This is a genomic window from Microvirga ossetica (assembly GCF_002741015.1).
GTDB lineage: Bacteria > Pseudomonadota > Alphaproteobacteria > Rhizobiales > Beijerinckiaceae > Microvirga > Microvirga ossetica.
The window spans coordinates 2,875,058-2,899,522 of record NZ_CP016616.1; the positions used below are offsets into that span (position 1 = coordinate 2,875,058).

Annotated in this window: 26 protein-coding genes; 12 read left to right on the top strand and 14 right to left on the bottom strand. The window is 66.2% G+C overall.

Annotated features, from left to right (window positions below; all coding sequences use genetic code 11):
* Window positions 1-145: 145 nt before the first annotated feature.
* Window positions 146-1,504 (top strand): MFS transporter, encoded by a 1,359-nt coding sequence (locus BB934_RS13620; protein ID WP_173909453.1) that lies wholly within the window; start codon window positions 146-148, stop codon window positions 1,502-1,504.
* Window positions 1,505-1,511: 7 nt separating this feature from the next.
* On the opposite strand, the gene BB934_RS13625 is transcribed toward BB934_RS13620, so the two are convergent.
* The 3 genes from BB934_RS13625 to BB934_RS13635 all read right to left on the bottom strand — a co-directional run bounded on the left by BB934_RS13625 (window position 1,512) and on the right by BB934_RS13635 (window position 4,582).
* Window positions 1,512-1,832: a heavy metal-binding domain-containing protein gene (locus tag BB934_RS13625; protein WP_099510116.1), complete on the bottom strand. Its 321-nt coding sequence runs from the start codon at window positions 1,830-1,832 to the stop codon at window positions 1,512-1,514.
* Window positions 1,833-2,094: 262 nt separating this feature from the next.
* A complete protein-coding gene (purH, locus tag BB934_RS13630; RefSeq protein ID WP_099510117.1) occupies window positions 2,095-3,687 on the bottom strand; it encodes a bifunctional phosphoribosylaminoimidazolecarboxamide formyltransferase/IMP cyclohydrolase in 1,593 nt (530 codons plus the stop codon).
* 91 nt (window positions 3,688-3,778) lie between these two features.
* The gene (locus BB934_RS13635; RefSeq protein ID WP_099510118.1) at window positions 3,779-4,582 is read right to left on the bottom strand and encodes a class I SAM-dependent methyltransferase; all 804 of its coding nucleotides are present in this window, start codon (window positions 4,580-4,582) and stop codon (window positions 3,779-3,781) included.
* Between the two features lie 343 nt (window positions 4,583-4,925).
* On the opposite strand from BB934_RS13635, the gene BB934_RS13640 reads away from it, so the two are divergent.
* Window positions 4,926-5,162 carry a hypothetical protein gene (locus BB934_RS13640; RefSeq protein WP_099510119.1) on the top strand — a complete coding sequence of 79 codons (237 nt, stop codon included), beginning with the start codon at window positions 4,926-4,928 and terminating at the stop codon, window positions 5,160-5,162.
* 73 nt (window positions 5,163-5,235) lie between these two features.
* Here BB934_RS13640 and BB934_RS13645 read toward each other — a convergent pair whose 3' ends face one another.
* From BB934_RS13645 to htpX, 3 genes are all read right to left on the bottom strand, one after another.
* The gene (locus BB934_RS13645; RefSeq protein WP_099510120.1) at window positions 5,236-6,993 is read right to left on the bottom strand and encodes a heparinase II/III family protein; all 1,758 of its coding nucleotides are present in this window, start codon (window positions 6,991-6,993) and stop codon (window positions 5,236-5,238) included.
* A gap of 95 nt (window positions 6,994-7,088) precedes the next feature.
* The gene (locus BB934_RS13650) at window positions 7,089-8,351 is read right to left on the bottom strand and encodes an RsmB/NOP family class I SAM-dependent RNA methyltransferase (RefSeq protein WP_099512837.1); all 1,263 of its coding nucleotides are present in this window, start codon (window positions 8,349-8,351) and stop codon (window positions 7,089-7,091) included.
* Window positions 8,352-8,402: 51 nt separating this feature from the next.
* Window positions 8,403-9,341, bottom strand: coding sequence for a zinc metalloprotease HtpX (htpX, locus tag BB934_RS13655; protein ID WP_099510121.1), 939 nt, complete (start codon window positions 9,339-9,341; stop codon window positions 8,403-8,405).
* 126 nt (window positions 9,342-9,467) lie between these two features.
* Between htpX and BB934_RS13660 the strand changes: the two genes are divergently transcribed.
* The 6 genes from BB934_RS13660 (at window position 9,468) to BB934_RS13685 (ending at window position 13,206) form a co-directional block, all read left to right on the top strand.
* Window positions 9,468-9,698, top strand: a complete 231-nt coding sequence (locus BB934_RS13660) for a DUF1674 domain-containing protein (protein WP_173909454.1) — start codon at window positions 9,468-9,470, stop codon at window positions 9,696-9,698.
* A 104-nt stretch (window positions 9,699-9,802) separates the two neighbouring features.
* Window positions 9,803-10,048 carry a type II toxin-antitoxin system CcdA family antitoxin gene (locus BB934_RS13665; protein ID WP_099510122.1) on the top strand — a complete coding sequence of 82 codons (246 nt, stop codon included), beginning with the start codon at window positions 9,803-9,805 and terminating at the stop codon, window positions 10,046-10,048.
* Window positions 10,048-10,347: a CcdB family protein gene (locus BB934_RS13670; protein WP_099510123.1), complete on the top strand. Its 300-nt coding sequence runs from the start codon at window positions 10,048-10,050 to the stop codon at window positions 10,345-10,347. Before BB934_RS13665 ends, BB934_RS13670 begins: the two co-directional genes overlap by 1 nt.
* Before the next feature lie 134 nt (window positions 10,348-10,481).
* On the top strand, window positions 10,482-10,943 hold the full coding sequence (locus BB934_RS13675; RefSeq protein ID WP_210422166.1) for a carboxymuconolactone decarboxylase family protein: 462 nt from the start codon (window positions 10,482-10,484) through the stop codon (window positions 10,941-10,943).
* A complete protein-coding gene (locus BB934_RS13680) occupies window positions 10,930-11,823 on the top strand; it encodes a sigma-70 family RNA polymerase sigma factor (protein WP_099510125.1) in 894 nt (297 codons plus the stop codon). The genes BB934_RS13675 and BB934_RS13680 overlap by 14 nt, the downstream gene beginning before the upstream one ends.
* Window positions 11,824-11,895: 72 nt before the next feature.
* Window positions 11,896-13,206: a class I SAM-dependent methyltransferase gene (locus BB934_RS13685; RefSeq protein WP_173909455.1), complete on the top strand. Its 1,311-nt coding sequence runs from the start codon at window positions 11,896-11,898 to the stop codon at window positions 13,204-13,206.
* A 62-nt stretch (window positions 13,207-13,268) separates the two neighbouring features.
* On the opposite strand, the gene BB934_RS13690 is transcribed toward BB934_RS13685, so the two are convergent.
* The 4 genes from BB934_RS13690 to BB934_RS13705 form a co-directional block, all read right to left on the bottom strand.
* Window positions 13,269-13,775: a L,D-transpeptidase gene (locus tag BB934_RS13690; protein ID WP_099510126.1), complete on the bottom strand. Its 507-nt coding sequence runs from the start codon at window positions 13,773-13,775 to the stop codon at window positions 13,269-13,271.
* Between the two features lie 84 nt (window positions 13,776-13,859).
* Entirely contained in the window at window positions 13,860-14,123 is a 264-nt protein-coding gene (locus tag BB934_RS13695) for a DUF6356 family protein (protein WP_099510127.1), read from the bottom strand.
* A 185-nt stretch (window positions 14,124-14,308) separates the two neighbouring features.
* The gene (gene acs, locus BB934_RS13700) at window positions 14,309-16,267 is read right to left on the bottom strand and encodes an acetate--CoA ligase (protein WP_099510128.1); all 1,959 of its coding nucleotides are present in this window, start codon (window positions 16,265-16,267) and stop codon (window positions 14,309-14,311) included.
* 123 nt (window positions 16,268-16,390) lie between these two features.
* A complete protein-coding gene (locus BB934_RS13705) occupies window positions 16,391-16,801 on the bottom strand; it encodes a DUF1761 domain-containing protein (protein ID WP_099510129.1) in 411 nt (136 codons plus the stop codon).
* A gap of 235 nt (window positions 16,802-17,036) precedes the next feature.
* Here BB934_RS13705 and BB934_RS13710 point away from each other — a divergent pair, with 235 nt between their 5' ends.
* Window positions 17,037-17,759 (top strand): Crp/Fnr family transcriptional regulator, encoded by a 723-nt coding sequence (locus tag BB934_RS13710; RefSeq protein WP_099510130.1) that lies wholly within the window; start codon window positions 17,037-17,039, stop codon window positions 17,757-17,759.
* A gap of 66 nt (window positions 17,760-17,825) precedes the next feature.
* Here BB934_RS13710 and BB934_RS13715 read toward each other — a convergent pair whose 3' ends face one another.
* The 4 genes from BB934_RS13715 to tsaD form a co-directional block, all read right to left on the bottom strand.
* Window positions 17,826-18,239, bottom strand: coding sequence for an EVE domain-containing protein (locus BB934_RS13715; RefSeq protein ID WP_099510131.1), 414 nt, complete (start codon window positions 18,237-18,239; stop codon window positions 17,826-17,828).
* A gap of 18 nt (window positions 18,240-18,257) precedes the next feature.
* On the bottom strand, window positions 18,258-19,253 hold the full coding sequence (locus tag BB934_RS13720; protein ID WP_099510132.1) for an NAD(P)H-dependent glycerol-3-phosphate dehydrogenase: 996 nt from the start codon (window positions 19,251-19,253) through the stop codon (window positions 18,258-18,260).
* Window positions 19,250-19,528, bottom strand: coding sequence for a hypothetical protein (locus BB934_RS13725; protein WP_099510133.1), 279 nt, complete (start codon window positions 19,526-19,528; stop codon window positions 19,250-19,252). Before BB934_RS13725 ends, BB934_RS13720 begins: the two co-directional genes overlap by 4 nt.
* 189 nt (window positions 19,529-19,717) lie before the next feature.
* Complete coding sequence (tsaD, locus tag BB934_RS13730; protein ID WP_099510134.1) at window positions 19,718-20,773, bottom strand: tRNA (adenosine(37)-N6)-threonylcarbamoyltransferase complex transferase subunit TsaD; 1,056 nt, start codon at window positions 20,771-20,773, stop codon at window positions 19,718-19,720.
* Window positions 20,774-21,056: 283 nt separating this feature from the next.
* On the opposite strand from tsaD, the gene hemC reads away from it, so the two are divergent.
* The 3 genes from hemC (at window position 21,057) to BB934_RS13745 (ending at window position 24,451) form a co-directional block, all read left to right on the top strand.
* Window positions 21,057-21,983 carry a hydroxymethylbilane synthase gene (gene hemC, locus BB934_RS13735; RefSeq protein WP_099510135.1) on the top strand — a complete coding sequence of 309 codons (927 nt, stop codon included), beginning with the start codon at window positions 21,057-21,059 and terminating at the stop codon, window positions 21,981-21,983.
* Entirely contained in the window at window positions 21,983-22,675 is a 693-nt protein-coding gene (locus BB934_RS13740) for a uroporphyrinogen-III synthase (RefSeq protein ID WP_099510136.1), read from the top strand. The genes hemC and BB934_RS13740 overlap by 1 nt, the downstream gene beginning before the upstream one ends.
* Window positions 22,676-22,807: 132 nt before the next feature.
* Window positions 22,808-24,451: a COG4223 family protein gene (locus tag BB934_RS13745; RefSeq protein ID WP_099510137.1), complete on the top strand. Its 1,644-nt coding sequence runs from the start codon at window positions 22,808-22,810 to the stop codon at window positions 24,449-24,451.
* Window positions 24,452-24,465: the final 14 nt, after the last annotated feature.

Consider the following 24,465-nt stretch of genomic DNA (forward strand, 5'->3'; position numbering starts at 1 on the left):
GTTGGAGGTGGGGGTGTGGGCGTAGCCTATCCGCGTGTGGCGGAAACACCCCCACCCCTAGCCCCTCCCCACAAGGGGGAGGGGGAAAGAGCGAGAGCCCTAAGCTAAGGGAAACCAAAGCCCTGTGAGAGACACCAATCCCCTCATGCCCTCGCGAAAGGCCTCACGCCCCGCGATCCTCGGCTGGCTTCTGTTCGACTGGGCCTGCCAGCCCTTCTTCACCCTCGTCACCACCTTCGTCTTCGCGCCTTATTTCGCCTCCGCGCTGGCGCCCGATCCGGTGACGGGGCAGAGCCTCTGGGGCTATGCGACCGCGGCAGCGGGGTTGGTGCTTGCCGTCCTCTCGCCGGTGCTGGGCTCGATCGCCGATGCGACGGGACCCAAGAAGCCGTGGATCGCGACCTGCGGCCTCGTGCTGTTCGCTGCATCCTTCGCGCTCTGGTACGCGGCGCCGGGGCAATCGCATGCCATCGCGATTGCGCTCGTCGGCTTTGCCTTCGGCACGGTGGCCGTGGAGGTGGCGGCGGTGTTCAACAATGCCATGATCCCGCATCTCGTGCCGCCGGAGCGCTACGGCCGCTTGTCCGGAACGGGCTGGGCGATGGGCTATTGCGGCGGCCTCGTCTCGCTCGTGATCGTGCTGGGCTTCCTTGCCGCCGATCCCGTTTCGATGAAGACGGTCTTCGGCCTCCATCCGCTCTTCGGCCTCGATCCGGCTGCCCGCGAGGGCGACCGCATCACCGGTCCGTTCTCGGCTCTGTGGTTCCTTCTCTTCGTGCTGCCGCTCTTTCTGTTCACGCCCGACATTCCCCGCTCCGCCATGAGCCTCAAGCAGGCTGCCAGAACAGGAATCGCGCAGGTGAAGAACACCATTGCGGATGCGCGCCGCCACGAGAGCGTCGGCCGCTTTCTCGTCGCCAACATGGTCTATCAGGATGCGCTGGTGGCGCTCTTCGCCTTCGGCGGCATCTACGGCGCCGGCGTGTTCGGCTGGCAGGCGATCGAGCTCGGGATCTTCGGCATCCTGCTCACCATCACCGGGACGCTGGGCGCGCTCGTCGGCGGGCGGCTCGACGACCGCATCGGCGCCAAGCCCGTGATCCTCGGCGCGATCCTCATCCTCGCGCTGGTCTGTGTCGGCGTGCTGTCGCTCGGGCGCGAGCATGTTCTCTTTGTCATTCCGACGGCCCCGCCCGCACCCGACGACGGCCTGTACGGCTCAGCACCGGAAAAGATCTTCGTGCTGCTCGGCCTCGTCATCGGCGCCGTCGCGGGACCGTTGCAGGCCTCGTCCCGCAGCCTGCTCGCGCGCCTCGTTCCCGCCGAGGCCGCGGGCCGCTATTTCGGCCTGCTGGCGCTCTCAGGCAAAGTCACGTCCTTCCTCGCCCCGCTCGCCGTCGCCGTCGCCACCGCGATATTCCAGACTCAAGGAGCGGGACCGGCGGTGCTGATCCTGTTCCTGTGCGTCGGTTTCTGGCTCTTGAGCGGCGTCAAGCGCGTGTGAGCGCTGCTCACTCCAGCGTCACCGCCGTGCCGCTGACGGTCACCATCATCATGCCCTCGTTCTTGCCGATGGCGCCGTAATCCATGTGAACGCCGACGATGGCATGGGCGCCGAGGCGCTGCGCCTCGTCGATCATCTCCTCGAGCGCGGTGTCGCGTCCGTCGCGCAGCACGCGCTCATAGGAGCCCGAGCGCCCGCCGACCACGTCGCGGATGGAGGCGAAGAAATCGCGGAACACGTTGGCGCCGAGAATCGCCTCGCCCGAGACGATGCCCTTGTAGGCGGCGATGCGGCGGCCTTCGATGCTGGGCGTGGTGGTGACGATCATCGAAATCTCCTTCTGCTCCGCTTCATATGGGGAGGGAGGGGAGAAACGTCATCAGGGACGGTGTTTGCGCTTTCCCGCGCCCCTTGCGGGGAGGGGCAGGGGTGGGGGTGGTTCGACGGGGTGACACACTCACATCTCACCCGCCACGTCATGGCCGGGCTTGTCCCGGCCATCCCGATCAGAAGAGCGCTTCTCTCAATCGAGATCACCGGCACAAGGCCGGTGATGACGTGGGATAGAATTTAGGCGGCCGGCGCCGGTCTTAGTGCCGGAAATGCCGATACCCCGTAAACACCATCGCGAGCCCGGCCTCGTCGGCGGCCTTGATGACCTCGTCGTCGCGCATGGAGCCGCCGGGCTGGATCACGGCGGTGGCGCCGGCCTCGGCCGCGGCGAGAAGACCGTCGGCGAAGGGGAAGAAAGCGTCTGAGGCGACCACCGAGCCCCTGGCGAGGGTCTCGGGCAGGCCTGCGGCCTTTGCCGCCTCGGCGGCCTTCCAGGCGGCGATGCGGGAGGAATCGACGCGGCTCATCTGGCCGGCGCCGATGCCCACCGTGGCGAGATCCTTCGCGTAGACGATGGCGTTCGACTTCACATGCTTGGCGACGCGGAAGGCGAAGCGCAGGTCGTCGAGCTCGCGCTCCGTGGGCGCGCGCTTCGTGACCACCTTGAGGTCCATGGCCTCGACCACCGCGTTGTCGCGGTTCTGCGCCAGGAACCCGCCGGCGACGGTGCGCAGGGTCAGGCCCTCCGCCCGAGGATCGGGCAGGGTGCCAGCGAGCAGCAGGCGCAGGTTCTTCTTGGCGGCAACGATGGCAATGGCCTCGTCGGTCGCATCGGGTGCAATGATCACTTCCGTAAAAATCTCGGTGATGGCCTTGGCGGCTTCAGCATCGAGCGGGCGGTTCATGGCGACGATGCCGCCGAAAGCCGAGACCGGATCGCAGCGCAAAGCCTTCTCGTAGGCCTCGCGCAGGGTGGTGCCCTCCGCTACGCCGCAGGGGTTGGCGTGCTTGACGATCACGATGGCGGCGGAGCGCTCAGGGACGAACTCCGCCACGGCCTCGTAGGCGGCATCGGTGTCGTTGATGTTGTTGTAGGAAAGCTGCTTGCCCTGCACCTGCCGGGCGGTGGCGACGCCGGGGCGGGTTTCCGGCGTGCGGTAGAAAGCGGCGCTCTGGTGCGGGTTCTCGCCGTAGCGCAGCACCTCCGCGATGGTGCCGCCGAGCGCGCGGAAGGGTGGGGTCTCCTCGGCGAGCTCGGCGGCGAACCAGTTGGAGATCGCCGCATCGTAGGCGGCGGTGCGGGAATAGGCCTTCTGGGCGAGGCGGCGACGCAGGGTCAGCGTGACCGAGCCGTCGTATCGGGCGAGATCGTCGAGGACGGACGCGTAATCGGCGCCGTCCACCACCACCGCCACGTCGCCGTGGTTCTTGGCGGCGGCGCGGATCATCGCCGGCCCGCCGATATCGATGTTCTCGATGCAATCGTCATAGGGCCTGCCGGCTGCCACCGTCGTCTCGAACGGGTAGAGATTGACCACCAGCAGGTCGATGGGGCGGATGCCATGGGCAAGCATCGCCGCCTGATGCTCCGGATTGCCGCGGATGCCAAGGAGCCCCCCGTGGACGGACGGGTGCAGCGTCTTCACGCGCCCGTCCATCATCTCCGGAAAGCCGGTGACCTCGCTCACGTCCTTCACCGCCAGGCCGGCTTCGCTCAGCGCCTTGTGCGTGCCGCCGGTGGAGACGAGCTCGATGCCGCGCTCGGAGAGCGCGCGGGCGAAATCCACGAGACCCGTCTTGTCGGATACGGAAAGCAGAGCGCGGGTGACGCGCTTCAGGTCGCTCGGCATGGCGGCCGCTCCATTCAAGGAAAAAGATGCGGGCGCGATACCACGGCAGGCCGGGGATGGGAACCTGCTGCGGCCGCATAGGCGGAAGACGCTAGCGCGGCACGATTCCGCGGCAGACCCAGGCGGTGGCCGCGAAGGATCGCGGGCCATCGGGCTCGCCGGCTTCGTAGGCGGCGCGCAAGGCTCGCTCGAACGCCGCACGGCGCTCGTCGTCCAGGCCGGTGGTATATTTCCCGAGCGGCCCTTCGCCATCGGCGATCGGGCGCCAGTAATCCTCGAAATCCTGAAAGTCCATGTGGATCGTGATGGCGGTTTCCTTGACCTTGTCGAGACCGGTTTTCGTCCAGAGCGCCTGCATCTCGCCGCGTCGCGTCAGCGGCTTGAAGTAGTTCTCGCCACGAATGCTCGCGGAGGAAGGGTCGAGCACGGCCGCCGTATCCCAGAACATGCGCTGGACCGGCATGCCGCCGAAACTGTCCCAGACGGCAGCAGCAACCACCCCGCCGGGTTTCGTCACGCGAGTCATCTCGCTCAGCGCCTGCTCCGATTCCGGGATGAAATGAAGCACCAGCAGCGCCACGGTCCTGTCGAAGGAATCGTCCGGAAACGGAAGTTCGCAGGCATCGCCGCGGGCGATCGTGATCCGGGAATCGGTGTTCCGCTCCCGCGCGGCTTCCACATAGGTCTCGGAATAGTCGATGCCGTCGATGCTGCCGACATCGGCGACCTCAGGGATGGTGAAGGTCAGGCTGCCCGTGCCGCAGCCGACATCGAGCACCCGCTCGCCCGGTTCCAGCCCCGCAAATTCGAGAAAGGGCCGTGCGAGTCTCCGGCTCCACCGGCCCATGAGCTGCTCATACGCATCGGCACTCTTCGCATGGAACTTGGAGGACATGCTTCGCTCCAATGTCGTCGGGGATTCGAACGCAACGCCGCTCAATCGTAGCAGATGAGCGGGCCTCGATGGCAGTCTCCTTTGGAGATAGGCCGGAGGCGGACATCGCCAGACCTCGGCAGCACTTGCCTCGCGGTTCAAGAAGCTTGGCGGATAGTGTTTCTTCTGCTAGGACTTCTGTCATGATCAACCGCGTGTCCCGCCTTACCATGCACTGGACGTACCTGAGAGGGTGCGCGGGATGGCTGTTGCGCTGATGCGTGCGTGATCATTCCGAGGACCCTCCCGAGGCGGGTAGGGTCCTGTGGTTCTGCTCTCCTCATGTCGATTGTGGAGAGCGAGCATGAACACACATTTCCCTTCGCCGAAACGCAAGATCCGCTTCTATCCGGCCATTCTCGCTTTCAGGAATTTTGCATCCTGGGTGAGCAGTATCCGCGGGCGGTGGAACCGATTTATCCACCGGCGGGCATTGCAAAGGCTGGAGCAGCTCAACGACCATGCGCTGCGAGACATCGGTCTCTGGCGCGAGCCTGAAAGCCGGATGGACGAGTGGTGGAGAATGAATCCGCCGCCTTGATGAAACGAAGATGGTGAGGGCTCGGGGACTTCAAATCCTCCGAGTCTTCACTAACGGATCGACAGACCTGTCTTCAGAGCAGCTCCGGCCCCAGATCCTGAGGCTCGCTCGGATCGTAGCTGCGCGCCAGACGTTCAAAACGCCAGCGCACGACAGGCGTCTCGCTGGGGCGGATGGTCAGCACTATCTGCTCCGTGCGCCGCATCCCGTCGGCGGTGGCGAGAAAGATGCTGTCCTCGAGCTGCGCCTCGGTCGGAGCGGCGGAAAACTGCCAGGCCTCCTTGTTGGGCAACACCAGCATCACCGCCCGGCCTCCTTGAGCGCGGCTCGCCTTGATGCCGGGCGCCAGATGGAAGCGGATGACCGCCTGCGCCGTTCCGGCGCGGCCGCCTACGGTCAGGAAATTGTCCTCGCCGTCCAGCACGTTGCCCTTGGGCGAGAGCTGCCAGCGCCGCTCATGGGTGATGCCGAAACGCGGCTTGTAGCCGTCATGGCTGGCGCCGAGGATCTGAGCGTGCTCGCGCTCGCTGCGCTCCGCCGCCACCCGCTCAGGCGCGCTGAGGACGATGGGGCCGACCCGGCGCAGAAGCCAGGCCGAGATCCTGCGCTGCAGCCAGCCGCCCTTCTTGTCGACGATCTGGCACGACGACACGTCGTCGATGGAAGCGGTCGAATGGGCCGCGGTCGAACGCGAGGCCTGGATGATCGCATCGCCCGCGATATAGGGCGTTCCGCAATTGACCACGATGCGCTGCGCGGCGCTCGAGAACTCGAAGGACAGGCAGCCGGCGCCGGCATTCTGCGACAGGGGACGCGGCGGGGGAGCGCCCACATCGGCCACCAGCAGCGTGCGGCCGGCCTCCAGCCGCTCGTAGCCGGAATGCGGCGCGTGCTGGATCGGCTGGCTGCGCATGTCGTCGTAGGTGAGCAGCGTCGCAAGATGATCGGCAGCCGTCACGCCCATGCCGTTGAAATGGGAGAGGGTGCCGTCCCCGTGCCGGAACAGGCGCACCATCGGCAGCATCCGGTCGATGGCGTGGAGCAGGGCGTCCGGCGTGTCGACCTCGCGGCTGGCGAACATCTGGCGCAGGGGCAGGAGATCGAACAGGAGATCGACGGCAATGCGCGGGTTGCGGCTGACATGGCCACCGTCCGCCAGGATCTGCCGTTCGAGCTCGCGGGCGAGCAGGCGGCTTGCGCGACGCAAATTGCGGTCGAGGCCCTCGCAGCACAGGCCGGCATAGCAGAGCGCGATCGCCGCCATGAGCTGCTGGAAGGGCAGGGCGCCGGAGCGGACCTGCCGTTCCAGCTTGCGCACGTGCTGGCCGATGATTCTCAGGAAACGCTGGTAGAAGGCGTGGTCGGCGCCTTCCAGGATCAGCGGCGACTGGCTGATCAGGGACATGAGCCGCCGCGCGGTGATCTCGGGACTGCAGGCGATGCGCTTGTCGCCGAGCTTGGAGGTGACGAACTCGTCTACCAGGGAGCGGGCATTGGCCTGGGCGAGCGCGGTGCCGGCGGCCCTTAGGTGGCGCAGCCAGCCGAAGCCGTAGAGCGCCTCGCCCCAGGCGCGGCTCGGCGGGGTGAAGGCGAAGGGCGAGCGCCCGCCCGTGGTGATCGCGCGGCCGGAAAAGGCGAAGAAGCCGGAATAGATGTCGGTGGCGATGGTGGGATCGGCCGTGCGCAGATCCTGCGGCGCGAAGTGCAGCCGGGTCGGCACGGGCGCGCTCGAGAGGCGCGTCAGGCTCCACACCATGCCTTCGCGCATGGCGCGGCCGGCCTCGCGAACGGCAAGCCTGTACAGACGCCAGCGATCCGGCCCGAAATCCACCCGTGGCGCTCCCTCTGTCGGCTTGAATCCCAGCCAACTTAGAAGAGGAGTTCCTGCTGACCGGTTAACAGCCGGTAAGAGACGATTCACCTTAGCTACGATCCTTTGTGCACAAAACGTGCGACAAAGAAGCCGTCGAGGCCGGAGCGGTCATGGTCTGCGAGGACCAGATGGCTCGGCAGGGTGCGCAGGTCGCCCTGCGGCGTGATGCATTCGGAAAACCCGCCGATCTCGTCGGGAGTGACGGGCTTGCGGGCGAAGTCGGGATGGCGGGCCAGGAAGGCCTCTGCCTGACGCTCGCCTTCCTCGGCTTCGAGCGAGCAGGTGCAGTAGACCAGCCGCCCGCCGGGCTTGAGCAGTCCTGCCGCCTTGTCGAGCAGGCGGGTCTGAAGGCCCGAGAGCTTGCGGATGTCTTCCTCGCTTTTGGTCCAGGCTACGTCCGGATGGCGGCGGATGGTGCCGGTGGCCGAGCAGGGGGCGTCGAGCAGGATCGCGTCGAAGGGCTCAGCATCGAGCTTTTCCGCATCGAGGGCCTTGGTCTCGGCCTTCAGATGCAGGCGGGCGAGGTTTTCCGCGAGCCGCTCCAGCCGCTTGGCCGAGCGGTCGACCGCGAGCACCTCGGCGCCGGCCGCTGCGAGCTGCGCGGTCTTGCCGCCGGGCGCGGCGCAGAGGTCGGCGATGCGCTCGCCGGGCTTCGCCTGGAGCAGGCGGGCGGGGAGGGCGGCGGCCGCATCCTGCACCCACCATTCGCCGTCTTCGTAACCGGGGAGCTCGCGGATCGCGGTGCGCTCGACGAGGCGGATGCTGCCGGTGGGCAGAAGCACGCCGCCGAGGCGCTCGGCCCAGGCTTCCAGATCCGCCTTCACCGTCACATCGACGGAGGCCATGGCGCGGTGCGCCTCGACGATCTGCGCGGCGAGCGGCTCTCCGTATTGCGCGATCCAGCGCTGCTCGAGCCAGGTGGGGGTATCGAGCCAGGGATCGTCCTGTTCAAGGATCTGATCGCGCTCGCGGGCGACACGGCGCAGGACGGCATTGATGAAGCCGCCGGCGTGATGGAGCTTGGGATCGTCCTGGGCGAGCTGCACCGCGCTGTCGACGGCGGCATGGTCCGGCACGTCGAGAAACAGGATTTGCGCGGCGCCGATGGCGAGCAGATGCATCAGGCGCTCGTCCTTGGGCGGCTTGTTGAGCCGTTCCCTTAAGGCGTGGCCGAGAGTGCCCAGGCGCCGGAAGGTGACGATGGCGATGGCGCGGGCGAGCGCCTCGTCGCGGGCGGAGAGATTTTCCGCGCGGGACAGCTCCTCCATGACGTCGTCGAGCGGCACGCGCCGCTTCATGGTCTCCGTCACCGCCATCCAGGCGAGGCGGCGTGGCCCAAGGCCCTGTTCGTTCGATTGATCCAAAATTTATCCCCAGGGCCCGCGGCGTGTGCCGGTCGAGCCCCCAGTAGAACCCCAAGGGCTCGATGAACGCTGCTGGAAGAAGCCGGGCGGCTGCGCCGGCGTGCCCATCTCCTGCGCCAAAGCGTGCAGGGCCGCAATCCGGTTTTCCGTCGCGGGGTGGGTCGAGAACAGGTTGTCCACGCCCCGCCCCGAGAGCGGGTTGATGATGAAGAGCGAGGCCGAGGCCGGATGGCGCTCCGCGTCCATGTTGGGAATATGCGCCACGCCGCCGGCGATGCGCGCGAGCGCCGAGGCGAGCGACAGCGGCTGGCCGCTGATCTCGGCGCCGAGCTTGTCGGCGTCGTATTCCCGCGAACGGCTGATCGCCATCTGGATGATCATGGCGGCGAACGGCGCGAGCAGGGCGGTGGCCAGCATCACGATGGGGTTCGGCCGGTTCTCGCCCCGGCCGCCGAAGAGGAAGCCGAACTGCGCCAGCGTCGCGATGGCGCCGGCGATGGTGGCGCTTACGGTCATGATGAGCGTATCGCGGTTCTTGATATGCGCAAGCTCGTGCGCCATCACGGCCGCCACCTCGTCATGGGAGAGCATGTGCAGCAGGCCCGTGGTGGCCGCCACCGCCGCATTCTCCGGGTTGCGCCCGGTGGCGAAGGCATTGGGCTGCGGGTTGTCGATCAGGTAGACCCGCGGCATGGGCAGCCCGGCCCGTCCTGCAAGGTCGCGCACCATATGGACCAACTCCGGCGCGGTGCGCTCGTCCACTTCCACCGCGTGGTGGGCGGCGAGCGCCAAGCGGTCGGAATTCCAATAGGCGAAGACGTTGGTCGCAAGGCCTAAGCCCAACGCGATCATCATGCCGGTCCCACCGCCGAGAAAGTAGCCGACCACGCCAAACAGGGCCATCAGGCCTGCCAGCAGCATTCCGGTCTTGACGGTGTTCATTGCGGTCTCCACCTCAACGTCAACGAAAATCCATCCTTCGAACCCTATGTGGGAACGGTCCAGCTCTCTCCCAAGAGCCTCCCAACAGCCTCCCATGAGGCGCGGAGATCTGGCATAAGGCGCCGCATGAGCATGAACGACAACACCCCCTCGGATCGCCCCATCGAAGGCGCCGCCCCCGGCAAGCCTCTGTCTCCCGCAGCCCAGCGCGCGCTGGAGGAGGCCGCGAAACGCCGCCTCGAGATCGATGCCCGCGCGGCCGAGATCGCCAGGCAGAAGGAACTCCAGGGCCGCGGCGGCCTCGAGCCCGTCCGCTACGAGGATTGGGAGGTGAAGGGCCTGGCGAGCGATTTTTGAAGAGCGACTTTCGAACCTCGATGCGGAGCCAGCCCGCAAGGCCGAACTTTACTCACGCGGCATATGCGCATAATATATGCACATATGTTTTTTGGGAGATAGCAATGCCCAAGCCTGCCGGACAAGCGCGGGATCGGCGCCCAACCAATGTCACCCTTCCTGTCGCGCTCGTTTCCGAGGCGAAAGCCCTCGACATCAATGTCTCCCAGGCTTGCGAAAGCGGATTGGCTCGCTCGGTGGCGGAAGCCCGGAAAGCCCGTTGGCTGGAGGAAAACAAGGACGCCATCGAAGCCTACAACGTGATGGTCGAACGGGACGGGTTGCCGCTGGACGAGTTCCGGCAATTCTGATGGGCCAGTTCGACGTTTATGCCGGCATCGGCCGCTCCACCCGGCTTGTGGTCGATCTGCAATCCGACATCCTGGCACCGATCGCCACGCGCATCGTTGCGCCACTCTTCCAGCGGAGCGAGACACCACTCCTCACCGAACTGACTCCGCTGGTTCGCCTCGACGGGCGCGATCTCGTCGTGATGATCCCGCTCCTGGCGTCTATTCCCGTCCGCGAGTTGCAGCGCCCCGTCGGTTCCCTCGCCACCGATCAGGACGCGATCAAGCGGGCACTCGACGTTCTGTTCCTCGGCTTTTGAGTGTGTTGCGAAAAGCGAGCGGCTCTATACAAAATCGGAGGAGCCGAAAAAATCTTTAGCCGCATGTCACATCCGTCATCGCTGTCTCGTCTTAGCATCGTAAGCAACACGATGCATAAGGACTTAAGACGATGCTGAAAGCCCGGTTGATCCCCTTCGAGGTCGCACCTGGCGCCCTCAAGCCAATGATCGAGCTGGAAAAGAACCTGACGAACAGCGGTCTCGAGCACAGCCTGATCGAGCTGGTGAAGACCCGCGCCTCGCAGATCAACGGCTGCGCCTATTGCATCCACATGCACACCAAGGATGCCCGCGCCAACGGCGAGACCGAGGAGAGGCTTTATCTCCTGAGCGCCTGGCGGGAATCACCCCTCTACAGCGACCGCGAGCGGGCCGCGCTCGCCTGGACCGAGGCCCTGACGCTGGTGTCCGAGACCCATGCTCCCGATGAGGACTATGAGGAGCTCAGCCGGCACTTCACGCCCGAGGAGCAGGTCAAGCTGACGCTCCTGATCGGTGCGATCAACACCTGGAACCGGATCGCCATCGGCTTCCGTTCCATCCATCCGGTCGAGGCGAGCCGTGTCGCTGCCTGACGGCGACGCCGCGGACCGGTTCCAGCCCCTCAGGCCGGGGCTGGTCCGCCTCGCCTACCGCATGCTCGGCTCCATCGCGGAAGCCGAGGATGTGGTGCAGGAGGCCTATATCCGCTGGCATCAGACGGACCGCTCCGCCATTCGCGAACCGGGCGCCTTCCTGTCCAAGACCGTCACGCGCCTGTGCCTCGACATCCTCAAATCGGCGCGGGTCAAGCGCGAGACCTATATCGGGCCCTGGCTGCCCGAGCCGGTTCTGGAAACGGAGGGCGCGGACGAGATGAGCGAGGACCTCTCCATGACGCTGATGCTGGCGCTGGAGCGGCTCTCGCCCCTCGAACGCGCGGCCTTCCTGCTGCACGACGTGTTCGGCCTCGGCTTCGACGAGGTCGCCACGACTTTGGACCGGGATCCGGCCGCCGTCCGCCAGCTCGCGGCGCGGGCGCGCAAGAATGTGCAGGCCGACAGGCCGCGCTATGCCATCGACCGCGAGGAGGGCGAGCGGATGACCGACGCCTTTCTCGCCGCCTCGCGCAGCGGCGACCTGACGGCTTTGCGGACGATCCTGGCCGAGAACGTGGTCGCCTATACCGATGGCGGCGGCATCCGCAACGCGGCGCTGAATCCGCTCTTCGGCTTCCACAGGGTCTCTGGCCTGTTCAGGGGCGTGGCGCGCAAGACGGACTTCGCCATGCCGCCTGTTCTCTACAAGGGCCTGATCAACGGGCTTCCCGGCTATGTCACCCTGGAACAGGACGGGGTCGTCCAGACCACGGCCATCGACATCGAGGATGGCCGTGTCGTCGGGATCTACATCGTGCGAAATCCCGAAAAGCTCGGGCACCTGTCGGATCTGCCGGGCTCCAAAACCCTTTCCTGACGTGGATGGTGGCGCGGGACAGGTTGTTCTGCCTGCCGCCGCCCGCTACCTTGCCCCGAAAGGGGAAAGTGCATGGCTGGGGCAGGCGAGACGGCACGGCTGGAGATGTTCCGGGATCTGTTGAGCGATGCGCACCGCGCGCTCGATCTCCAGTTCGGTTTTGAGCTGTGGGACGGCTCGACGATCCCGGCGGATCTGCCGTCCTATGCCATGCGCCTCGTCATCAGGCGCGAGAGCGTGGTCGCGGCTCTTCTTCGCCGCCCGAACCTGGACACGGCGCTCAACGCCTATGTATCCGGGTTGCTCGATCTCAAGAATGGCACGATCTTCGACCTCGCCGACCAGCGGCCGCGCGGGAAGGTCGGGCGCCAGCTGAAGGGGATCGGCAAGCTCAAGGCACTGAAGACCGCCTATCACTTCCTGCGCGCGCCGGCCGACATGCCGCGCCCCCTCGCCCGGGTCGAGGACAAGGCGGACGCGCGGGATGGCAGGCCCCAGACCAACAAGCAGAACGTCGCCTACCATTACGATGTGTCGAATGAGTTCTATCAGCTCTTCCTCGACCCGGAGATGGTCTATACCTGCGCCTATTTCCAGCCGGACTGGCACGACGACATCGCCCGTGCTCAAGTCGACAAGCTCGACATGATCTGCCGCAAGCTGCGGCTCAAACCCGGCGAGCGTCTTCTCGACATCGGCTGCGGCTGGGGCGCTCTCATCTGCCACGCGGCGCAGCATTACGGCGTCAAGGCCACCGGCGTGACGCTCGCCGAGGAGCAGGCGGCTTTGGCGCGGGAGAAGGTGCAGCGCTTAGGGCTGCAGGACCGGGTCGAGGTGCTGGTGAAGGATTTCACACAGATGGAAGGCGAGTTCGACAAGATCTCCTCCATCGGCATGTTCGAGCATGTCGGGATCGCCAACCACCCGTCCTATTTCACCGCCGTGCATCGCCTGCTGCGCCCGCGGGGATTGTATCTCCATCACACCATCGCGCGGCGCGCCAAGCGCAGCGAAAAAGCCTTCCGCAAGCTGAAGCCCGAATACAAGGCGCTCACCCGCTACATCTTCCCCGGCGGCGAGCTCGATCATCTCGGCATGTCCATCTCCAACCTGGAGCGCTACGGCTTCGAGGTCCACGACGTGGAGGCCTGGCGCGAGCATTACCAGCGCACCACGCGGCTGTGGTGGGAAAACCTCAACGCCCGCCGGAAAGAGGCGGAGGCGCTCGTCGGGCCGGAGAAGACGCGCATGTGGCTGCTCTATCTCGCCGGCTGCTCGCTCGCCTTCGAGCGTGCGGCGGTGGGCGTCAACCAGACGCTCGCCTCCAAGCGCACGCGCGGAGCCTCTGGCGTGCCGTCGAGCCGGGCGGATTTGTATTCATAAGGAAGGGCACTGTGGTGCTTCTGTCATCGCGTTCACCGGCACAAGGCCGGTGACGAGGGGTGTTACGGCACCACCACCACGCGCGTGCCGACGCTCACCTGATCGTAGAGATGGACGATGTCCTCGTTGAGCATGCGGATGCAGCCGTAGGACGCGTAGGTGCCGATGGAGCTCGGGCGGTTGGTGCCGTGGATGGCGTATTCGTCGAGGCTGAGGGTGAGCGCCCGTGCGCCCATGGGATTGTTCGGCGCGCCGCCGGGGATCACGTCGGGCAGACGCGGGTTGTCGTGCTTGACCTCCGCCGGCGGCGACCAGGCCGGGCGGACATATTTGCCGTCGATCTGCGCCTCGCCGAACCATTGCTTGCCGGGCTTGCCCACCGCCACCCGGTAGCGCAGGGCGGTGCCGTCGCCGCGCACGAAATAGAGCTTACGCTCGCCGGTCTTGATGAGAACGGTGCCCGGTGAAACGCGCCCGTCGAAGGGCACGACCTCGCGGGCGGATGCGCTTGCGGCGCTGAAAGCGATGCCGATCATGGCGGCCATGGCGAATGCGGTGCGCACACACATGTCTCGAACCCTCCCGCGGATGATGCGTGAGGATGAGACGCGAGAGGAATGCTCAAGGTTCCAGCCGCTATGCGCCGATGCGGTTCAGATCACCGGATCCCAGGCCAGCATGCGGTCGTCGGCGTCATGCGAAACCTGCTGCGGACGACGGTTCACCATTCGCGCATGCAGCTGCTTCACCGTGCGGCTGGCGGTCGTGAGGAAGAGGAAGGGCAGGAAGGCGTGGACCAGGGCCGCCATACCGGCGGCGAGAAGCGGGCCGGCGAAGCTCAGGGCGACATTCATGTGCTCGAAATAACTTTCGCCCACGGATTCCGGATGATCGGTGAAAAGATGCTTCAAGGACATGCGATGCGCTCCTGGAGGACACCTTGAGGGTATGCCCGGAGCGGAGCAAGCTCAACAGCATTCCTCCGGCCAAGTTGTGCGTCCCGTCACTTCACGATCATCGATCAGCCGGTGCTGCAGCCTGCCGATAAGAACATGGCCGGGACGGTGCCCGGCCATGATGGCGTCTTGTCCGACGGCACGTCCTAAGCCGCCTGCGTGCGCTTGTTCTGTCTGTTGCTGATCAGGTCGTCGACCACGGCCGGATCGGCGAGCGTCGAGGTGTCGCCGAGCGCGCCGAACTCGTCCTCGGCGATCTTGCGCAGGATGCGGCGCATGATTTTTCCTGAGCGGGTCTTCGGCAGGCTGGGGGCGAACTGGATCAGGTCGGGCGAGGCGATGGGGCCGATCTCCTTGCGCACCCAGGCGACCAGCTCCTTGCGCAGGTCCTCCGAGGGCTCCTCGCCCGCCATCAGGGTGACATAGGCGTAGATGCCCTGGCCCTTGATGTCGTGCGGATAGCCGACAACCGCGGCCTCCGACACCTTCGGATGGGCGACCAGCGCCGATTCCACCTCCGCCGTGCCCATGCGGTGGCCGGAGACGTTGATCACGTCGTCGACGCGGCCGGTGATCCAGTAATAGCCGTCCGCATCGCGCCGGCAGCCGTCGCCGGTGAAGTACTTGCCCGGATAGGTCGAAAAATAGGTCTGCACGAAGCGCTCGTGGTCGCCGTAGACCGTGCGCATCTGGCCGGGCCAGGAATCGGCGATCACGAGATTACCCTCGGCCGTGCCGTCGAGCACCTTGCCGTCCGCATCCACCACCTCCGGCTTCACGCCGAAGAAGGGCCGTGTGGCCGAGCCCGGCTTGAGCTTCGTCGCGCCGGGGAGCGGCGTGATCAGGATGCCGCCGGTCTCCGTCTGCCACCAGGTGTCGACGATCGGGCAGCGGTCGTCGCCGACCACGCGATGGTACCATTCCCAGGCTTCCGGATTGATCGGCTCGCCGACCGAGCCCAAGAGGCGCAGCGACTTGCGCGAGGTCCGCTTCACCGGCTCCTCGCCCGCCTGCATGAGCGAGCGGATCGCGGTCGGGGCGGTGTAGAAAATGTTGACCTTGTGCTTGTCGATCACCTCCCAGAAGCGGGAGATCGAGGGATAGGTCGGCACGCCCTCGAACATCAGGGTCGTGGCGCCGTTCGCCAGCGGTCCGTAGAGGATGTAGGAATGGCCCGTCACCCAGCCCACATCGGCCGTGCACCAGTAGATGTCGCCGTCGTGGTAGTCGAAGACGTGTTGGTGCGTCATCGCGGCGTAGACGAGATAGCCGCCGGTGGTGTGCAGCACGCCCTTCGGCGTGCCGGTCGAGCCCGAGGTGTAGAGGATGAAGAGCGGATCCTCCGCGTTCATCTCCTCGTAGGGGCATTCGTCGGACACGAGCTCGGCGGCCTCGTGGTAATAGACGTCGCGGCCCGGCACCATGTTGACGGGAGAGCCGGTGCGGCGCACGACCAGCACGTGATCGACGACGCCCGCGCCGACGCGCTCGATGGCGGCGTCCACGTTCACCTTCAGCGGCACCTTGCGGCCGCCGCGCAGGCCCTCGTCGGCGGTGATGATGAAGGCGGACTTGGCGTCCTGGATGCGGCTTGCGAGCGAATCCGGCGAGAAGCCGCCGAACACGACCGAGTGGATCGCGCCGAGCCTGGCGCAGGCGAGCATGGCATAGGCCGCTTCCGGGATCATCGGCATGTAGATCGTGACCCGGTCGCCCTTCTCGACGCCGCGGTTGCGCATGATGTTGGCCATGCGGCAGACCTCGTCGTGAAGCTCACGATAGGTGATCGTCTTCGACTCGGCTGGGTCGTCGCCTTCCCAGATGATCGCGACCTGATCGCCTCTCGTGTGGAGATGCCGGTCGATGCAGTTATAGGCGACGTTGGTGACGCCGTCCTCGAACCAGCGGATCGCGACGTTGCCGGGGCCGAAATTGGTGTTCTTGATCCGGGTCGGGGCCTTGAACCAGTGGATGCGCTTGGCTTCCTCGGCCCAGAAGGCGTCCGGATCCTTGATGGAAGCCTCGTACTTCGCCAGATAGCCGGCATCGTCCAGATAGGCGCGGTGGCTCCACTCGGACGGAACGTCGTAGATCTTCTCTTCCATGGCGCTTCTCCCAGACGCATCCTCGAATAGAATTAGCGCTAGGTTTAAGGAAAGAGAGAGGGGCCCGGCAAGCGGGGCGGGGATCGGACTTTGGTCTTTGCTCCTTTCGGAGGGTTACCGGACCTACATGCCGAAGGCGCCGATCACCGCCCCCTCCACGAACAGGACCGCAAGCCAATGGCCGCTGTCGATAAGGGTCAGGAGCGGTCGCGCTCCGGAAAAGCGGTGATTCACGACCATGCTGGTGGCAACGAAGCCGAGCCAAGCGAGGAAGCCCGTCGCGATTCCGCTCGCGAGCGTCACCGGCCCGAGCTGGACGATGAAGAATGCCAGCACCGATGCCATAACCAGTTCCGCGACGAAGGATGTGATGAAAGGCGCAACCGAGGGTTTGCCGGAGGAGCCCGTCAGCTCCTCCCGCGTCTTGCCGAGGGCCGTCATCCACGACTTGCCCAAGGCCATGTACCAGACCGCCCCGACGAGCCATGCGGCGATCACGGCGAGGAAAACGGCGAGATAATTGATGCCAGACATTCTTCAGCCCCCTGGAAAGGTGTCAGGATAGAACGTTTCCTTCAATCCGCCCATCTTGCAGATGAGCTTCCATTCCTCCAGGCTTCAGGGCTTCGGCAGCGGTTTCACCGCCTCGTCCTCGTTCGAGTTTTCGAAGAAGTCCCCTCATCCTGCTCCATCGCTATGAAGTATTTGGAACCGGCGCTGAGACGATCCGGCCTTCCCGGCGTTGTCCTGGCGAGGTGTCGCAGTCACCATGGCCGAGCCCCTCAACTCCGATCATCGCGCCAATCGGCTCCTGGCCGCCTTGGAGCCGGCGGATTTTGCATGCCTTGAAGCCGATCTCGTGCTGGTCGATCTGGCGCTGAAGCAGGTCCTCTACGAAATGGAGGATCATGTCAGCCACGCTTATTTCCCCCATGACGCCATCGTTTCGCTGGTGAATGTCATGAAGGACGGCACCACCACCGAAGTGGCGGTGTTCGGACGCGAGGGTGTTCTCGGCCTGCTGAGCGCGCAGGTCAGCCACAAGGCGTTCGGACGCTATATCGTGCAGATGGCGGGCTCCGCCTCGCGCGTTTCGCTCGAGCGCCTCGACGAGGTCCGCAACGCCCGTCCCGGCTTGCGCCAGCTGATCCGGAACTACAGCGAAGCCCTTCTTGCCCAGACCTTCCAGACCGTCTCGTGCAATGCCATCCATCCGGTCGAGGCGCGCTGCTGCCGCTGGATCCTCAGCATGCATGACCGGGCCGATCAGGACAAACTGTCCCTGACCCACGAGTTCCTGGCCGAAATGCTCGGGGTGCAGCGCTCCACCGTCAGCACGGTCGGCCGCACGCTCCAGGAGGCGGGACTGATCCGACAGAGCCGCGGCGGCATCACCGTGATCGACCGGGCGGGTCTCGAAGAGACGGCCTGTGAATGCTACGGCCGGATCCGCCAGATCTACCAGCGTCTGCTGCCCGCCACGTATCCTTGACCGGACTCATCCTTGACCGGACTCATTCCTGGCGGATCCTCTCGTTCCGGTTCGGCTTTCCGATCCTTAAAGCCCGCCCATCTTGCAGATGAGCTTCCATTCCTCGTCCGTCACCGGCTGCACCGAGAGGCGGGAATTGTTGACGAGGATCATGTCCTTGAGCCGCGGCTCCTTCTTGATGTCTTCCAGGGTCACGGGCTTCGGCAGCGCTTTGACTGCCTTGATGTCGACCATGCCGAACTTGCCGGTCTCGTCCGTGTGGTCCGGGTAGTATTCCTTGATCACCTCGACGATGCCGACGACGGCCTTGCCCTCGTTGGAATGGTAGAAGAAGCCCTGCTCGCCCTTCTTCATGGCCATCAGGTTCTGCTTGGCGACGTGGTTGCGCACGCCGTTCCAGTGCGTCCCCTTCTTGCCTTCGGCGACCTGGGCGTCCCAGGACCAGGTGGAGGGTTCGGATTTGTAGAGCCAGTGGGCCATCGACGCATACTCTTCGTTTTACGTTTCGGACTTGATCGGACGGTTCATCAGCGCATCGACCGCCTGGTCGAGATTCCATGCGCCGGAAAGGATCTGGTCGACCGCTTCCGCGATCGGCATGTCGACGTTTTTTGCACGCGCCAGCGTCATGAGGGCGCTCGCGGTCGCAGCGCCCTCCACCAGCTTGCCGCCGGCGGCCTCCTCGACGCTGAGCCCCAAGCCGAGACGATGGCCGAAGGCAAAGTTGCGGGAATGGGCGGAGGAGCAGGTGAGCACCAGGTCTCCGAGGCCGGAGAGCCCCATCAGGGTCTCCGCGTCGCCGCCATAGGCGCGGGCAAAGCGCAGAAGCTCCGCGAAGCCGCGGGCGATGAGGGCCGCCTTCGCGCTCTCGCCGAGACCTTTCCCGGCCACCGCGCCGCAGGCGATGGCGAGCACGTTCTTGGCAGCCCCCCCGATCTCGACCCCGCGCACGTCCTGGCGGTGATAGACGCGCAGCGTCGGGCCGGACAGCGCCGTCGCAAGCTCTTCCGCCAGCGCCGCGTCGCGGCAGGCGAGCGTCACGGCGGTGGGCAGACCGCGCGCCACATCGTCGGCAAAGCTGGGACCGGAGAGCACGGCGATGGCCGAGCCGGGGCGCACCTCTTCCACCACGTCGCAGAGAAAGGCGCCGCTCGCGCGCTCGATGCCCTTGGCGCAGAGCACCAGCGGCGTTGCGGAGGGCAGGATGGCGGACAGGGCGGACGTCATCTCCCGCGTCGTCTGCGCGGGCGTGACGAGAAGCACGGCGCCGGTGGCGGCGAGCTCCTTCAGATCCGCCGTGGCGCGAATACGTTCGTGCAGGGGCACATCGGGCAGGAAGCGCGCGTTGCTGCGCGTTGCCGCCAGCGCCGCCGCCTGTTCGGGCGAGCGCATCCACAGCACCACGTCGTTGCCGGCGATGGCGGCCGCGTTCGCAAGCGCCGTTCCCCAGGCGCCGGCTCCGGCGATGCCGATGGTTTGAATCTGCGCCGTCATTTCAAATGATTATCAGCTGAGATTCTGGCGCGAAGCATGTTTCGCGCCAGCATAAGACCCGCAAAGCCACCTCCGACGAGACCGAAGATCGCGCCATTGAAAGTCATAAGGATCGAATAGAATTCGTACTTCGTTCCTTCCGATGATGAAGCGCTCATCCCGAAAGTCAGGGAAAAAATTTCAGCTGCACCGAGAGTGCCAATCAACGAACCGACGGCCGCTCCAAAAGTGATGCTGACCAAGCCAATGAGCATACTGAGAGTTCGGTTCATCATGCGGCTCCCTCCAAGCCCTCCTCCCCCTTGTGGGGAGGAGTTGGAGGTGGGGGTGTGAGCGCTATCCGATCAGACTCTGGCGCCGACACCCCCACCCTTAATCCCTCCCCACAAGGGGGAGGGAAAAGGCGCTGATGCCTTGAAACATACTGTCCGTGCTTCATGAGGATGCAACTTAGGACAGCCATCTCACGCCTTCGCTCCCGCCTCGTCGCGGCTCGTGTCGAGGGGCCAGCGGGCGCGGGCGGGGGCGCCGATATCGTCGATGAGGCCGAGGCGCATGCGCTCGAGGCCGGCCCACGCGATCATGGCGCCGTTGTCGCCGCACAAAGCCACCGGCGGGGCGACGAGCTTGAGACCCGCTTCCACCGCAAGGCGCTGAAGGCCCTGGCGCATGCCCTGGTTCGCCGCGACGCCGCCCGCGACCACGAGCGCGGTCGGATGGCCCGCGATCTCGCGGAATCCGCGCAGCGCCACACGGGTGCGGTCGACCACCACGTCGACGATGGCGGCCTGGAAGCTCGCGCAGAGATCGGAGATGTCGCTTCCGGTGAGCGGTGCGATCTTCTCCGCCTCGATCCGCACGGCGGTCTTCAGGCCGGACAGGGAAAAATTCGGTTCCTTGCGGCCCTGCATCGGGCGCGGGAAGGCGAAGCGCTCGGGGTTTCCCTTCGCGGCCTCGCGCTCCACATGCGGCCCGCCGGGATAGCCCAGACCCAGCATCTTGGCGACCTTGTCGAAGGCCTCGCCGATGGCGTCGTCGATGGTGGTGCCGAGGCGCACATAATCGCCGACGCCGCGCACCGCCACGAGCTGCGTATGGCCGCCGGAGGCGAGCAGCAGCAGATAGGGGAAACCGATGCCGTCGGTGAGCCGCGCGGTGAGCGCATGGGCCTCGAGATGGTTCACCGCCATCAGGGGCTTGCGGGTGACGAGCGCGATGGCCTTGGCGGTGGTCAGCCCCACCAGCACGCCGCCGATCAGGCCGGGGCCTGCCGCCACTGCGATGCCGTCGACATCCTTCACGGAGCAGTTCGCATTCTTCAGGGCGCGGACCACGAGGCGGTCGATCACCTCCACATGGGCGCGCGCCGCGATCTCCGGCACCACGCCGCCATAGCGGGCATGCTCGGCGATCTGGCTCAGGACCTCGTTGGACAGAATCTCGCCGCGTCCGTCGAAGCCGATGCCGACCACGGCAGCCGCGGTCTCGTCGCAGGTGGTCTCGATGCCTAGAATGCGCATGATCTCTGGCCGCTCGATTAAGGTGTTGTCCGGGCTTTCGGCCCGGCGCTCCTCCCCCTATAGTCCGCCGCGCCGCACAAGATCAAACGTGATCAAACGTGGATGTTGTTTTTGGATGATCTGACAAAATTCCGGCCTCATCCTGAGGAGGTCGCGGAGCGACCGTTTCGAAGGAGGATCCAGCACTCTCTGGAAGCTCCTTCGAGACGCAGCTTCGCTGCTCCTCAGAATGAGGCTTGAGGTGAGTTTCGTCAGGAATCCTTGATAGGAGAACTCAGGCAGAATGGCCTCTTCACCCACCCTGGTCATCGGCACGCGGGGAAGCCCGCTCGCCCTCGCGCAGGCCCACGAGACACAGGACAGGCTGATCGCCGCCCATGGCTGGAGCGTGGAGCACCTGCCCCTGTCGATCATCAAGACCACGGGCGATGCCATCCAGGACCGGCCGCTCTCGGAAGCGGGCGGCAAGGGGCTCTTCACCAAAGAGCTCGACATCGCGCTCCTGGACGGCTCCATCGATCTCGCCGTCCATTCCGCCAAGGACCTGCCGACGGCGCTGCCGGAGGGTATCGCCATCGCCGGCTTCCTGCCGCGCGAGGACGTGCGCGACGCCTTCATCAGCCATCGCTTCAAGAGCCTCGCCGATCTGCCTGAAGGCGCGGTCGTCGGCTCGGCCTCGTTGCGGCGTCAGGCGCAGGTGCGCCGCCTGCGGCCCGATCTCAAGGTCACGCTCCTGCGCGGCAACGTGCAGACGCGCCTCGCCAAGCTCGAACGCGGCGAGGTCGATGCGACCTTGCTCGCCATGGCGGGCTTAAGCCGCCTCGGGCTCACCGATCACGTGACGACAATTCTCGAAACGGACGATTTTCTTCCCGCCGTCGGGCAGGGGGCCATCGCCATCGCCATCCGCGCCGAGTATGCGCGGGTGCGTGAAGCGCTTGCCCCGATTCTCGATGGGCCGACAGGCCAGGCGCTCGCTGCCGAGCGCTCCTTCCTCACCGTTCTCGACGGCTCCTGCCGCACGCCGATCGCGGGTCATGCGCGTCTCGTCGGCGGCGAGCTCGAGATCCGCGGCCTCGTGCTGCGTCCCGACGGGTCGGAGAGCCTAGAGGTGGTTCGCCGCGGTTCGCCCGACGATGCGGCGGCGCTCGGACGCGAGGCGGGACGCGAGCTGCGCGCGCGCATGCCGCCCGATTTCCTGAAAGCCTGATGCAGGTTCTCGTCACCCGCTCGCCCGATGACGCGGAACGCACCGCCGAGAGGCTGGCGGCGCTCGGTCACGAGGCGTGTCTTGCGCCCGTGACTCGAATCGTTCCGACGGGGGATCCTTGTCCCGGGGCGCATTACGATGCCCTCATCGTCACGAGTGCCCATGCGGCTGATGCCCTGGCGGATCTCGATCGGATGAAGCCGGTCTTCGCCGTGGGCGGGCGCACGGCCGATGCGGTGCGCTCGCAAGGATTTGGCGACGTGACCGTTGCGGATGGTGATGCCGTTTCCCTGTCGCGGCTGATTCGCGGAAATCTGCGGGCCGGCCTCGCACTTCTCCATGTGACGGCGCGCCACCACAAGGAGGAGCCGGCTTGGTCCTTGAGGGCCGCAGGCTTCCTGGTGATTCACTGGGAGGCCTACGAGGCGCGCGCCGTCGAATCGCTGCCCGAGACCGCCATCGCGGCCCTGCGCTCTGGCCAAATCGGCGCCGCGCTCCATTATTCCCGGAGGAGCGCGGATCTCGTCGTCCGGCTGGCGGGGGAGGCGGGTCTCGCATCCGAACTCCGGGCATTCCCCCATCTCTGCCTGTCGGCCGATGCGGCCGCGCCTCTGGCTTCGACCGCCGCAACCCTCGTGGCGGGAGATCCTTCCGAGGATGCGCTTCTCGCGCTTCTCGATCGTCTCCCGTAACATCCGCCGGCGATGTCGATCATGGTCGAGAGAAGGAACGAAACGCTGCGCCCAAGCTTGCCTCAATTGCCGAACACGCCGACCTATTGAAGATCTCGCCTTTTGAAGATCTCGCCCGAGCAAGAGTGACCCGTGACCGATTCATCCGATCCCCGACGCCCGAAATCCTCCCGCAAGAAGTCCTCGCGCGAGCCGGCGACCATCGACCTGAAGGCCACCGTGATCGACGACGGCACCGCCCCTTCCAGCGGCCCGGGCGCCGAGGCCCAGGAGACTCTGGGAGAGGAGACCCTGGGAAAGGAGACGCTGGGACCGGACGCGTTTGGGCCGGATACCCTTGCGGCGGAGGCTTCCGCTCAGGAGACGATGGCTGCAACCGGAACGCCAGATGTGCAGCCCGACGAGACCACCGTCGGCGGCAGCGAGCCTCCGGCCGAGGATCTGGCGTCGCCGCAGCAGGTCACCCTCGATTCCGGCATCGGCACGGATACGCTTCCCTCCGGCGAGGAGCCTGGAAGGTCGGATGCCACGTCATCCGATAGTTTCTTCCAGGAGACTCCCACATTCCAGATGCGTGAGGACACTGTGCTTCCGCCACCCGCTCCCGAGCGTCGCAGCTCGGCCGGTGCCCTGATCGGGGCCGGCCTGCTCGGCGGCGTGATCGGTGCCGGGCTCCTCTATGGATTGCAGGCCTGGCAGACATCGCCCGGCGGAGGCCAGCCGGTGGAGCTGCGTCTGGCGCAGCTCGAGCAGCGCGTGGGAGCCCTGCGGCAGCCGGGCCCGCCCGGCCCGGTCCAGGGCAACCTCCAGGCGCTATCTGAGCGGGTCCAGACCCTGGAGACCGCCAAGGGCGAGCTCAACCAGCAGCTCCAGGCCGTACAGGGATCCGCCGAGCAGGCGGCCCGACAGGCGCAGGAAGCCTTGAACCGTCCGGTCCCTGAGCCTCCGGCCCCCGCACCGCAGAATGAGGCGGCGCTCACCGACCTGTCCAACCGTCTCTCGGGTCTGGAGGGTCAGGTCCGCACCAATGCCGAAAACCTGACCAATGCGGCCAATGCCGCGCAGGGCCTCGACGGCCGCATCGCGGATCTCGATCGGCGCTTCGCCGACCAGGATCGCCGGTTCGGCGAAGCCGAGAGGCGTTTCACCGATGTCGAGCGCCGGTTCACGGATACGGAACGCCGGCTCAGTGAGCAGGAGCAGCGGATCGCGGCCCTGTCACAGCAGGCGACAGAGAACGCCCGCAATGCCGAGACCGCGGGCCAGACTGGAACCCGGGTCGTCCTGGCGGGTCGCCTGAACGATGCCCTGCACAACGGCGCGCCTTATGCGGAGGTGCTCGAGGGTGTCAGGAAGGCCGGCACCGATCCGGCCCGCGTCGCGGCGCTCGAGCCCTTTGCGGCGCAGGGCGCACCGACGGCGGCGGCTCTGGCAAAGAGCTTCGATCCGCTCGAGACGGCGATCCTGCGCGAAAGCCGCGGCCCGGCCGAGGGCTGGACCGACCGCATCCTGCGCATGGCCGACCGGGTCGTGACCGTCAAACCGGTGAACGAGCCCGGCTCCACCGGCGTGCCGGCCCTCGTCGCGCGCATCCGGCAGGCCCTGGACAGGGGCGATGTGGTGGAAGCGGCTGCCGCATGGGACGCGCTGCCCGAGCCGGCGCGGCGGCTGTCCGAGGATTGGGGCCGGCAGGTCAAGGCCGTGGCTCAGGCACAGCAGGCGGCCCAGGCCGTTGCCACCGATGCTCTCGCCACCCTCAACCGTACGACGCAATAAAAGGATCTGCCCAG

Excerpts from the sequence above, each read along its gene's own strand:
- BB934_RS13640 (WP_099510119.1), top strand. The coding sequence starts at position 4,926 with ATGAACACACATTTCCCTTCGCCGAAACGCAAGATCCGCTTCTATCCG.
- BB934_RS13670 (WP_099510123.1), top strand. The coding sequence starts at position 10,048 with ATGGGCCAGTTCGACGTTTATGCCGGCATCGGCCGCTCCACCCGGCTT.
- BB934_RS13635 (WP_099510118.1), bottom strand. The coding sequence starts at position 4,582 with ATGTCCTCCAAGTTCCATGCGAAGAGTGCCGATGCGTATGAGCAGCTC.
- BB934_RS13715 (WP_099510131.1), bottom strand. The coding sequence starts at position 18,239 with ATGGCCCACTGGCTCTACAAATCCGAACCCTCCACCTGGTCCTGGGAC.
- BB934_RS13660 (WP_173909454.1), top strand. The coding sequence starts at position 9,468 with ATGAGCATGAACGACAACACCCCCTCGGATCGCCCCATCGAAGGCGCC.
- BB934_RS13690 (WP_099510126.1), bottom strand. The coding sequence starts at position 13,775 with ATGTGTGTGCGCACCGCATTCGCCATGGCCGCCATGATCGGCATCGCT.
- BB934_RS13705 (WP_099510129.1), bottom strand. The coding sequence starts at position 16,801 with ATGTCTGGCATCAATTATCTCGCCGTTTTCCTCGCCGTGATCGCCGCA.
- BB934_RS13710 (WP_099510130.1), top strand. The coding sequence starts at position 17,037 with ATGGCCGAGCCCCTCAACTCCGATCATCGCGCCAATCGGCTCCTGGCC.
- BB934_RS13725 (WP_099510133.1), bottom strand. The coding sequence starts at position 19,528 with ATGATGAACCGAACTCTCAGTATGCTCATTGGCTTGGTCAGCATCACT.
- purH (WP_099510117.1), bottom strand. The coding sequence starts at position 3,687 with ATGCCGAGCGACCTGAAGCGCGTCACCCGCGCTCTGCTTTCCGTATCC.
- BB934_RS13720 (WP_099510132.1), bottom strand. The coding sequence starts at position 19,253 with ATGACGGCGCAGATTCAAACCATCGGCATCGCCGGAGCCGGCGCCTGG.
- BB934_RS13740 (WP_099510136.1), top strand. The coding sequence starts at position 21,983 with ATGCAGGTTCTCGTCACCCGCTCGCCCGATGACGCGGAACGCACCGCC.
- BB934_RS13695 (WP_099510127.1), bottom strand. The coding sequence starts at position 14,123 with ATGTCCTTGAAGCATCTTTTCACCGATCATCCGGAATCCGTGGGCGAA.
- hemC (WP_099510135.1), top strand. The coding sequence starts at position 21,057 with ATGGCCTCTTCACCCACCCTGGTCATCGGCACGCGGGGAAGCCCGCTC.
- BB934_RS13665 (WP_099510122.1), top strand. The coding sequence starts at position 9,803 with ATGCCCAAGCCTGCCGGACAAGCGCGGGATCGGCGCCCAACCAATGTC.
- tsaD (WP_099510134.1), bottom strand. The coding sequence starts at position 20,773 with ATGCGCATTCTAGGCATCGAGACCACCTGCGACGAGACCGCGGCTGCC.
- htpX (WP_099510121.1), bottom strand. The coding sequence starts at position 9,341 with ATGAACACCGTCAAGACCGGAATGCTGCTGGCAGGCCTGATGGCCCTG.
- BB934_RS13650 (WP_099512837.1), bottom strand. The coding sequence starts at position 8,351 with ATGGCGGTGACGGAGACCATGAAGCGGCGCGTGCCGCTCGACGACGTC.
- BB934_RS13625 (WP_099510116.1), bottom strand. The coding sequence starts at position 1,832 with ATGATCGTCACCACCACGCCCAGCATCGAAGGCCGCCGCATCGCCGCC.
- BB934_RS13685 (WP_173909455.1), top strand. The coding sequence starts at position 11,896 with ATGGCTGGGGCAGGCGAGACGGCACGGCTGGAGATGTTCCGGGATCTG.
- BB934_RS13620 (WP_173909453.1), top strand. The coding sequence starts at position 146 with ATGCCCTCGCGAAAGGCCTCACGCCCCGCGATCCTCGGCTGGCTTCTG.
- acs (WP_099510128.1), bottom strand. The coding sequence starts at position 16,267 with ATGGAAGAGAAGATCTACGACGTTCCGTCCGAGTGGAGCCACCGCGCC.